This is a genomic window from Pseudomonas fluorescens (assembly GCF_902497785.1).
GTDB classification, from domain to species: Bacteria; Pseudomonadota; Gammaproteobacteria; order Pseudomonadales; family Pseudomonadaceae; genus Aquipseudomonas; species Aquipseudomonas fluorescens_BO.
In genome coordinates, this window is record NZ_CABVHK010000001.1 from 470027 (window position 1) to 479557 (window position 9531).

The window sequence follows — 9531 nt, forward strand, 5'->3', positions numbered from 1 at the left end:
TTGATCTGAGGCGCCCCGTAAAACCACGCTGGCCGAACGCAGGTATTGCGTAGCGGGTAAACCGGCAAGGATGCCGGTTTAGCCGCGCTGGGCCAGGGACGGCCCTTCGCGGCGACCCGCGGAGCAATGCCGGAGTGAGGGCACACCGAGCCTAGGCGAGGTGCCGAGTGGTGGGGCAAGAGCCCTTGGTTACTTGGGGCTTTTCCAAGTGACTCGCCGTAAGGGCGAAACCAATAGCCGCCATTACCGCAAAAACGGATATGCGGCACTCACTCAAGACCACTGCAAAACCCCATCCCCCCGCATCCTCGGGCAACCGAACCACCTTCGGTTATACCTCGGCATTGATACTCAAATCTGTGAACGCGTTCCCGCGTGAATAGGCGAACGGCCATGAGCAATGTGCCACAATCACTGCCGTCGCAGCATCATGATCAGGCGGATTAAATGGATAGCCGTGGATTGCAGAACGATCAGGAAGATTTCATCGTAAAACTGGTGCACACGGATCGCCTGCACCAGCTATTTCGCCAGTCGGTTACAGCGGTGTTCGGCAGCTTTCTCGCTGTGCTGATGCTGTGCTGGCTGTGCTGGGACCGTTTCGATCACACCGTTGTTGCGTGGTGGATCGTGCTGCTACTGGCGTCGGCGATATTGCGCGTCTCGATGTTCATTGCCTGGTTTCGCAGCCCGGAGACTGATCGCACCCCGCAGCGCTGGGAGGGCAAATACTGGGTCACGCTGGTGCTGTCGGCCGGCATCTGGGGTGCCGGGGCGCTGGCGGTGATCCCGGCCGACGACCTGTTGGCCCAGGCGCTGGTCATGTTGTTTTGCGTCGGCATGTCAGTCAGTGCGGTGTCCTGTTACTCGGCGTATCGCTACATGACCGTGACGTCCATTTGTCTGGTGTTGTTGCCCTGCACCATATGGTTGTTGCTTCAGCCGTCGGTGATGCAAGTCGGCATGGCGATGGCCGTTCTGGTATTCGCCTCCTTTGTGTTCAGCGCGATACGCCATATATCCAATGCCCTGGAAACCGCCTTTCGCCTGACTCGTGAGATGGAACAGGCGCACCTTGTGTCCACCCGGGCCGCGCAGACCGATGAACTCACGGGCCTGAACAACCGCCGGGCATTTTTCGAGCACGCCCAACACCTTTACGGCCACTGCAAGCACAACCGCTTGCCGTTGTGCGCGGTGATGCTGGACATGGATCACTTCAAGCACATCAATGACACCTACGGGCATCAGGTCGGGGATCAGGTGTTGCGGCAGATGGGCACGGTCATCAGCCGCTCGTTTCGCGAAACCGACGTTTACGGGCGCTTGGGCGGGGAGGAGTTCGCTGTGCTGCTGCCGGACACGTCCATTGAGGTCGCGCTGAACATTGCCGAGGAACTCATCCAGTCGATCGCCGGGATGATGACCGGGCCGGTCAACCGCATCTCGGCCAGCGTCGGCGTCGCCTCGATGAACGCCTCGGACAACGATTTGCACAGCCTGATGAACAATGCGGACAAAGCGCTTTATCGCGCCAAGTCCCGCGGGCGCAATCAGGTGGCAGTGTCCGAGTAAGCCTGCAAGGCCGTCAAAAACCAGCACGATGCAACGAATGCCCCGTCAGGGCCTCATATAAAAACGAGCGACACCTTTGGTGCAGAAGGGTGGATGCCATTTTTTGATGACGCGCAGTATTTGAGAGGTGATTGTTTCCATGACGGCTGCTGAGAAAAACCATGTGGACTGGCTGGTCGAACAATCGATGCTTCACGCGGCAAGGCAACGGGCCAAACTTTACTCCGGCCAAGGCCGCATGTGGCAACAACCCTTTGCGCATACCCGGCCGCGTGATGCCTCGGCATTGGCGTCGGTGTGGTTCACCGCGTACCCGGCCTCCATCGTCACCCGCGAAAATGGCACGGTGCTGGAAGCGCTGGGGGACGAGACCTTATGGCACGCGTTGTCGAGAATCGGCATCCAGGGCATTCACAACGGGCCGCTGAAACGGTCGGGCGGCCTGTCGGGCACGAAGCATACGCCGACGATTGACGGTAACTTCGACCGCATCAGTTTTGAAATCGACCCGCAGCTGGGCACCGAAGCGCAGCTTCAGGCGTTGACGCGCATGGCCGCCGCGCACAACGCGGTGATCATCGACGATGTGATCCCGTCGCACACTGGCAAAGGCGCGGATTTCCGCCTCGCCGAGATGGCGTACGAAGACTATCCGGGGCTCTACCACATGGTGGAAATCCGTGAGGAAGACTGGCCGCTGCTGCCCGAGGTTGCCAAGGGCCGGGATGCACAGAACCTCAGCCCGCAGCAGGTCGATGTGTTGCGCGACAAGCACTACATCGTCGGGCAATTGCAGCGGGTGATCTTCTTCGAACCGGGGGTCAAGGAAACCGACTGGAGCACCACGCCGATCGTCATCGGTGTCGATGGCAAGCCGCGTCGCTGGGTGTACCTGCATTACTTCAAGGAAGGGCAGCCGTCGCTGAATTGGCTGGACCCGACCTTCGCCGCGCAGCAGATGATCATCGGCGACGCGCTGCACGCCATTGACGTGATGGGCGCGAAGATCCTGCGCCTGGACGCCAACGGATTTCTCGGCGTCGAACGCAAGCTCGATGGCACCGCGTGGTCGGAAAGCCATCCGTTATCGATCACGGGTAATCAGCTGCTGGGCGGCGCGATTCGCAAGGCCGGCGGCTTCAGTTTCCAGGAGCTGAACCTGACTGTGGACGATATCGCCGCCATGTCTCACGGCGGGGCGGATCTCTCATACGACTTCATTACCCGACCCGCCTACCAGCATGCGTTGCTCATGGGCGACACCGAATTCCTGCGCCTGATGCTGCGCCAGATGCACAGCCTCGGCATCGATCCGGGCTCGCTGATCCATGCCTTGCAGAACCACGACGAACTGACCCTCGAACTGGTGCATTTCTGGACCTTGCACGCTCATGACACCTATCTCTATCAAGGGCAGACGTTCCCCGGCAATATCTTGCGCGAACATATCCGCGAGCAAATGTACGAACGCCTGGCCGGCGAGCATGCGCCGTACAACCTGAAATTTGTCACCAATGGCGTGTCCTGCACCACCGCCAGCATCATCACCGCCGCACTGGGCATTCGCGACCTCGACGCCATCACGCCCGCGGACGTTGAGCAGATCCGCCAGATTCATGTGCTGTTGGTGATGTACAACGCGATGCAGCCGGGCGTGTTCGCGCTCTCGGGTTGGGATCTGGTCGGCGCGCTGCCGCTGCCGGCCGATCAGGTCGCGCATTTGATGACCGACGGCGATACGCGCTGGATTCATCGCGGCGCTTACGATCTGGTGGATCTGAACCCGGAAGCGGAGCTGTCGGAAGGGCAAATGCCGCGTCCGAAAACCTTGTACGGCAGCCTCACCAGTCAGTTGAAAGATCACGACTCGTTCGCCTCGCAGCTGAAGCGAATCCTCGCAGCGCGCCGTGCTTACGATATCGCCGCCAGTCGGCAGATCCTTGTGCCTGATGTCGAGCATCCGGGGTTGCTGATCATGGTTCACGAACTACCGGCCGGCAAAGGCACGCAGATCACCGCGCTGAATTTCGGCTCGACACCGATCACCGAAACCCTGCACTTGCCTAACATTGCGCCGGGCCCGGTGGTCGACATCATCAATGAACGGGTCGAGGGCGATCTCACGCCTGAGGGCGAGTTCACCATCACGCTGGATGCCTATGAAGGCCTGGCACTGCGCGTGGTCAGCAGCTCGCCGATGATCTGAAAGAGCGGCGGCCCGCCCTGACATTCAGGGCAGGTCGCCAGCCGGGTTACGCCACCACGCGATAACACGGCACATACGCCGCGCCGCCCGGCAATTTCATCCGGTGTTGGGCGACGAAGGCCTTGAGCAACTGATCCAGCGGCTGCATCACCGCCGCATCGCCGCGGATCTGATACGGCCCGTGCTCTTCGATCAGGCGGATACCCTTGTCCTTGACGTTGCCGGCGACAATGCCGGAGAACGCGCGGCGCAGGTTGGCGGCCAGTTCATGGGCCGGCAGGTCGCGGCTCAGTTTCAGGTTGGCCATGTTTTCATGGGTCGGGTCGAACGGACGCTGGAAGCCTTCGTCAATCTTCAGCAGCCAGTTGAAATGGAACGCGTCGTTGCGCTCGCGGCGGAACTGTTTCACCAATTTCAGGCCCTGGGTCATATGACGCGCGACTTCCGCCGGGTCGTCGATGATGATCTCGTAATGTTGCTTGGCCGCCTCGCCCAGGGTGGCGCCGACGAACGCGTCGAGTTGCTCCAGGTACGGCGCGGCGTGTTTCGGCCCGGTGAGGACGACGGGGAAAGGCACGCCTTGGTTGTCCGGGTGCATCAGGATGCCGAGCAGGTACAGGAATTCTTCGGCCGTGCCCGCGCCGCCCGGGAAAATGATGATGCCGTGGCCGACGCGGACGAAGGCTTCCAGGCGTTTTTCGATGTCCGGCAAAATCACCAGCTCGTTGACGATCGGGTTCGGCGCTTCGGCGGCGATGATGCCCGGTTCGGTCAAACCGAGGTAACGACCGCCGTGAATACGCTGCTTGGCGTGGGCGATGGTCGCACCTTTCATCGGGCCTTTCATCACGCCGGGGCCGCAACCGGTGCAGATGTCGAGGCTGCGCAGGCCCAGTTCGTGGCCGACTTTCTTGGTGTATTTGTATTCTTCGGTGTTGATCGAGTGGCCACCCCAGCACACCACGATCTTCGGCTCGACGCCGGGGCGCAGGGTACGGGCGTTGCGCAGCAGGTGGAACACGTAATCGCTGATGCCCTGGGAGGTGCTCAGTTCGATGCGCTGGGCGTCGAGTTCGTTTTCGGTGTAGACGATGTCGCGCAGGGCGCTGAACAGCATCTCGCGGGTGCTGGCGATCATCTCGCCGTCGACGAAGGCGTCAGCCGGGGCGTTCAGCAGCTCGAGGCGCACGCCACGGTCCTGCTGGTGAATACGGATTTCAAAGTCCTTGTAGGCTTCGAGGATGGTCTTGGCGTTGTCAACATGGGCGCCGGTGTTGAGGATGGCCAGGGCGCACTGGCGAAAAAGGGTGTAGGTACTGCCGGATCCGGCTTCGCTCAGTTGCTGCACTTCACGTTGAGAGAGGGTTTCCAGGCTGCCTTTGGGGCTGACCGAAGCGTTGATTACTTGTCGTTGGGACATTCAATGATCCTTAAAACGATGTCACCCGTCGGGACGCATGACATCCGAATAGTATGTATCCACAAAAGAAGATGGCACGAGTTGCGCGGTCTTGCCACGTTCCCCTTTGACGATGAAAAGGTGAAAAGGAGCCCCAGCATAGCTAAATCCCGCGCAGAGGCGATAATGCCCCGCAGACTTTCTGCCCACGTTCCCGAGGAAACCCGTCGCGATGTTCGAAATCCAGCCGCAAAACCCCGAACGCTATCGAAGCCAGACGCGCCGCAGCACGATCATCATTGCCCTGATTTTCCTTGCGTTGGCGATGCTGTTGTCCACGGCGGCAGTGGCTTTGTTCGGTGAGCCGGGGGGCGATAATCTACGCTTCAACGTGGGTGGCGTGTTTGTCGCGGTGCTGTTGATGGTGGCACTGATGCGCGGCACGTTCTGGAACCAGCCGTGGATGGCGCCCGCCGTGTACGGCTGGCAGCTCAAGCGCAGCCTGATGAGCGTCACCAACGTCATGCACCAGGTGACGGCGGCGGTAGAAAAGGACGATCCGGATGCCATCAAGCTGCTGCGCTTCTATCATCTGGGGTTGAGCCAGATGCACCAGCTGGACGGTAACTCCAGTGATCACAGCCAGTTGATGCGCGAAATGGACCAGCACAAGGCACGGATGGAAGCGTTGGGGATTGAGACTGAACAGACGCAATTGAACCCGGCCTGGCTTGAGGCGGTGAAACAGCCCCCACGCTGACAGCGGCGATGGCGGGCAAAGTGGTTATGAAAAGGCGAACGGGATCAATCGCCACACATCTGTATTGAGGGAGCGTCATGGGACATCCGTCCGTCAAAGACCGAATCGAAGCGTCCCGGCATGCTGTGCCATGGGTGGGCGAGCCCGCGGGCGCGCGGCTCAAGGTGCGTTCGGTGGTCAGTTTGCTCGTCGCGGTGTGCCTGTCGATGATTGCCATCGTGATCTGGGAGGCCTGGAACTCGCGCCAGTACCATCTGCATGACAAGGAAGTGGCGATGTCCAACCTTGCGCAGACGCTGGCTTCGCAAGCGCAGGCCACCATCAAGCAAGCCGATACGCTGCTGTTCACGTTGGTCGACCGCCTCGAAGATGACGGCTTCGACCCAGCCCGGTTGCCGCACCTCGAGCGCTTGCTCAGCGCCCAGCGCAGCGAGCTGAGTCAGTTGCACGGCCTGTTCGTCTACGACGAAGCGGGGCGCTGGGTGGCTAACTCCAACGGCGTGGCAGTGCCCGATGCCAACAACGCTGACCGCGAATATTTTATCTACCATCGCGACCACCCCGACCGCGGGCCACACCTCGGTCCGTCGATCAAAAGCCGTTCCAGCGGAGAATGGATCATGACGGTGTCGCGCAGAGTCAATCACGCCGATGGACGGTTTGCCGGTGTGGTGCTGGCGACGATTTATGTCAGTCATTTTCTGTCCCTGTACGACAGCATCGACATGGGCCGCAATGGCGTGATCAACCTGATTGCCGACGACGCCACTATCGTCGTGCGCCGACCCTTCAACGAAGCGGAAATCGGCGCCAGTGTCGCCAATGGCCCGCTGTTTAAACAGCTGCTGCCCAAGGGCAGTTCGGGCACGGCAACGGTCAAGTCGGCGGTGGATGGCGTGGAGCGGGTGGTGGGTTTTCGCCGGGTCGAGGGCTATCCGCTGATCATTTTCGCCGCGCTGAACAAGCAGGAGGTGCTGACCGGCTGGCGCGAAGAATCGGCCCTCAGTGCAGGCATTGTCGCGTTGCTACTGGGGTTTCTCGGCGTATTGGGTTATCGCCTGATCAGCGTGATGAAGCAGCAGAATCATATCCAGAGCGAATTGCTGGAGGCTCAGGAACGACTGATCGAAGTCAACCGCAGCCTGGAGTTGCTGGCCCTGGAGGACGCGCTGACCGGGTTGTCCAACCGGCGCCAGTTCGATTTGTTCATTCACTCGGAAATGGGCCGCGCCAGACGCAGCCTAACAAGCCTGGCGCTGCTGATGGTCGATGTCGATCATTTCAAACTGTTCAACGACCACTACGGCCATGTCGCCGGCGATGAATGCTTGCGCAACATCAGCGCCATCATCACGCAAAACATTCAGCGGCCCGGAGACCTCGCGGCGCGTTACGGCGGCGAAGAGTTTGCGGTGGTGCTGCCCGGCACCGACTATGTCGGAGCGTTTCTGGTGGCAGAAAAAATCCGTCGCGCGGTGCAGCAGGCCGGTATTCGCCACAGCGGTGAAGTTGGAGGCGCGGTGACGGTCAGTCTGGGCGTCGCCGCTTACGATCCGGCCTCACAAGATGAGGCGGTCGACTTGATCAGTGCGGCGGACAAGGCGCTGTATGTGGCCAAGGCCAGTGGCCGCAACATGAGCGTGATCGCCAACTGAACAATGGCATCCAGCAAGCCGGCTCCTACCGTGCGGCATTTCGGCCTGGTCTGATTACTCGAAGATAGACGACAACGTTTATCGCCAGCACAACGCTGCCGAGTATCCACTGAATGGCCGGCGTCAATCCGGCCGGGTAAATCACCGGCCACACATAATGCTCAATGAAACCACCGCCGTAACCGGTTTGCCCGGCCGCGTGACGCATGAGGTTTTCCCATTGCGTGAGCGGGCAGGGCAAATGCAGAAATTCCACCGCAACACCCCACGCGGCGGCCGGCAGGTGCCACCAGATCAGCTGACGCCATTTCAGCACCAGCAGCCCGCCGAACAGCACAAACAGAATGAACAGCAGGTGAAACAGCACCAGCCCGTCGGCGGCGATTCGGTACAGCATGTCGACTCCCTGAAGCGTTATGCGAATCGTCTTTATGGTACGCGGGCAGGTCGTTGGGGCTCTATGGATAGTTGTGGCGCAATCGGCGAATCTGGCACAAATGCGCAAGATTGTTAAAGCCATCGGCGACGACTGCTGGCACGATTGCAGACTTTTCCTGGTTGTAGAGCGTTATGTCCAATTCACTCATGCCGCGCAGCGCGTTTCTTCGCGGTGCCGTGGCGATCATGCCGTTATCACTGGCGACGGCGCCGTGGGGGTTGCTCGCGGGGTCCATGGCCATCGAAGCCAATCTCACACCGCTGCAAGGCCAGGGGTTGTCGAGCATCGTGTTTGCCGGTGCCGCGCAATTGGTGGCCATCGGCATGCTCAAGGGCGGCGCCGGGATTTTTTCGATTCTGCTGACCACCTTGCTCCTGACGTCCCAGCATTTGCTTTACGGAATGAGCCTGCGCTCGGTGATTTCGCCGCTGCCAGGGCGCTGGCGGGTGGGGTTGGGTTTTTTGCTCACTGATGAACTGTTCGCCCTGACCAGCCAGCATGACAAACAGCAGTTCAACCGCTGGTACGCGCTGGGCGTGGGCCTGACGTTCTACATCGCGTGGAACCTCTTCACCCTCGCCGGCATTGTGCTCGGCAGCAGCATCCCGGGGCTGGAGCATTTGGGCCTGGACTTCTCCATTGCCGCCACGTTCATCGCCCTGATCACCCCGGTGGTGCGCAATGTTCCGACGGTGGTTTGCGTGGCGGTGTCGCTATTCTGCTCGGTGTTGTTCAGCTATTGGCAATGGGGTTCGGCGTTGGTCCTGGCAGGGTTGGCGGGCATGACGGCGGGGTTCGTGTGCAATAAATTCTATGGTGGACGCGCATGATGGTCTGGGCGGTGATTATCGGCATGGGGCTGTTGGTGTTCCTCAACCGCTACGTGTTTCTCGAACCGCGGCTGCCGGTGCGCTTGAGCAGCAATGCCCGGCAATTCCTCGGTTTTGCGGTGCCGGGGATGTTGACGGCGATTTGCGGGCCGATTGTGTTTATGCCGGATAAACAGCTGAATCTGCAGTGGGACAATCCGTATCTGATCAGTTCGCTGGTGGCGGTGGGGTTGGTTGTTTACACCCGCAGCACCTTGCTCAGCATGTTGTTGAGCATGGGGTTTTTCTTTTTGCTGCGCTGGTGGTGGTGAGGCGGGGGCTTGAATGTGTTCTACGCTTAAGGCTGATGGCTGATCTTTCAGGAAGAGAGGTGAATATGGCGAATGACCAAAAACGTTCCGGGTTGGTGGAAGACGATGATGAACCCACTGAGGAAGAGATTGAGCGTCAGAGGCGTTCTTCGCCGACGTGGAAGCATCCTGATGATGGGAAGGAACTTTCGGATCGTGACAGGGAGTTTCCGTTGAAGCCTTGAATAGCCTGTTTTTTTAGGGGGCATATCCATTGCTGCGGTAACGGCGGCTATTGGTTTCGCCCTTACGGCGAGTCACTTTTGATAGAGCGCAAAAGTAACCCAAACGCTCTTGCCCCACCACTTGGCACCTCG

Annotated in this window: 8 protein-coding genes; 6 read left to right on the forward strand and 2 right to left on the reverse strand. The window is 60.0% G+C overall.

Going from position 1 to position 9531, the window contains the following annotated elements; all coding sequences use genetic code 11:
- The first annotated feature begins 447 nt into the window (after positions 1 to 447).
- Both F8N62_RS02310 and treS read left to right on the forward strand, forming a co-directional pair.
- Entirely contained in the window at positions 448 to 1575 is a 1128-nt protein-coding gene (locus F8N62_RS02310) for a sensor domain-containing diguanylate cyclase (protein ID WP_150709436.1), read from the forward strand.
- A gap of 139 nt (positions 1576 to 1714) precedes the next feature.
- The gene (treS, locus tag F8N62_RS02315; protein ID WP_150709437.1) at positions 1715 to 3781 is read left to right on the forward strand and encodes a maltose alpha-D-glucosyltransferase; all 2067 of its coding nucleotides are present in this window, start codon (positions 1715 to 1717) and stop codon (positions 3779 to 3781) included.
- Between the two features lie 46 nt (positions 3782 to 3827).
- Here treS and ppnN read toward each other — a convergent pair whose 3' ends face one another.
- Positions 3828 to 5201, reverse strand: a complete 1374-nt coding sequence (gene ppnN, locus F8N62_RS02320; RefSeq protein ID WP_150709438.1) for a nucleotide 5'-monophosphate nucleosidase PpnN — start codon at positions 5199 to 5201, stop codon at positions 3828 to 3830.
- A 211-nt stretch (positions 5202 to 5412) separates the two neighbouring features.
- Here ppnN and F8N62_RS02325 point away from each other — a divergent pair, with 211 nt between their 5' ends.
- Positions 5413 to 5940: a DUF3087 domain-containing protein gene (locus F8N62_RS02325; protein WP_150709439.1), complete on the forward strand. Its 528-nt coding sequence runs from the start codon at positions 5413 to 5415 to the stop codon at positions 5938 to 5940.
- Positions 5941 to 6017: 77 nt separating this feature from the next.
- Positions 6018 to 7595 carry a sensor domain-containing diguanylate cyclase gene (locus F8N62_RS02330; RefSeq protein WP_150709440.1) on the forward strand — a complete coding sequence of 526 codons (1578 nt, stop codon included), beginning with the start codon at positions 6018 to 6020 and terminating at the stop codon, positions 7593 to 7595.
- A 25-nt stretch (positions 7596 to 7620) separates the two neighbouring features.
- Here F8N62_RS02330 and F8N62_RS02335 read toward each other — a convergent pair whose 3' ends face one another.
- The gene (locus F8N62_RS02335) at positions 7621 to 7992 is read right to left on the reverse strand and encodes a DUF2784 domain-containing protein (RefSeq protein ID WP_150709441.1); all 372 of its coding nucleotides are present in this window, start codon (positions 7990 to 7992) and stop codon (positions 7621 to 7623) included.
- Between the two features lie 173 nt (positions 7993 to 8165).
- Between F8N62_RS02335 and F8N62_RS02340 the strand changes: the two genes are divergently transcribed.
- Together F8N62_RS02340 and F8N62_RS02345 are read left to right on the forward strand one after the other, a co-directional pair.
- Positions 8166 to 8864, forward strand: a complete 699-nt coding sequence (locus F8N62_RS02340) for an AzlC family ABC transporter permease (protein WP_150709442.1) — start codon at positions 8166 to 8168, stop codon at positions 8862 to 8864.
- A complete protein-coding gene (locus F8N62_RS02345) occupies positions 8861 to 9175 on the forward strand; it encodes an AzlD domain-containing protein (RefSeq protein ID WP_150709443.1) in 315 nt (104 codons plus the stop codon). Before F8N62_RS02340 ends, F8N62_RS02345 begins: the two co-directional genes overlap by 4 nt.
- Positions 9176 to 9531: the final 356 nt, after the last annotated feature.

What these genes read in the sequence shown, in the direction of transcription:
- F8N62_RS02310 (WP_150709436.1), top strand. Translation starts at nt 448, where the DNA reads ATGGATAGCCGTGGATTGCAGAACGATCAGGAAGATTTCATCGTAAAA.
- treS (WP_150709437.1), top strand. Translation starts at nt 1,715, where the DNA reads ATGACGGCTGCTGAGAAAAACCATGTGGACTGGCTGGTCGAACAATCG.
- ppnN (WP_150709438.1), bottom strand. Translation starts at nt 5,201, where the DNA reads ATGTCCCAACGACAAGTAATCAACGCTTCGGTCAGCCCCAAAGGCAGC.
- F8N62_RS02325 (WP_150709439.1), top strand. Translation starts at nt 5,413, where the DNA reads ATGTTCGAAATCCAGCCGCAAAACCCCGAACGCTATCGAAGCCAGACG.
- F8N62_RS02330 (WP_150709440.1), top strand. Translation starts at nt 6,018, where the DNA reads ATGGGACATCCGTCCGTCAAAGACCGAATCGAAGCGTCCCGGCATGCT.
- F8N62_RS02335 (WP_150709441.1), bottom strand. Translation starts at nt 7,992, where the DNA reads ATGCTGTACCGAATCGCCGCCGACGGGCTGGTGCTGTTTCACCTGCTG.
- F8N62_RS02340 (WP_150709442.1), top strand. Translation starts at nt 8,166, where the DNA reads ATGTCCAATTCACTCATGCCGCGCAGCGCGTTTCTTCGCGGTGCCGTG.
- F8N62_RS02345 (WP_150709443.1), top strand. Translation starts at nt 8,861, where the DNA reads ATGATGGTCTGGGCGGTGATTATCGGCATGGGGCTGTTGGTGTTCCTC.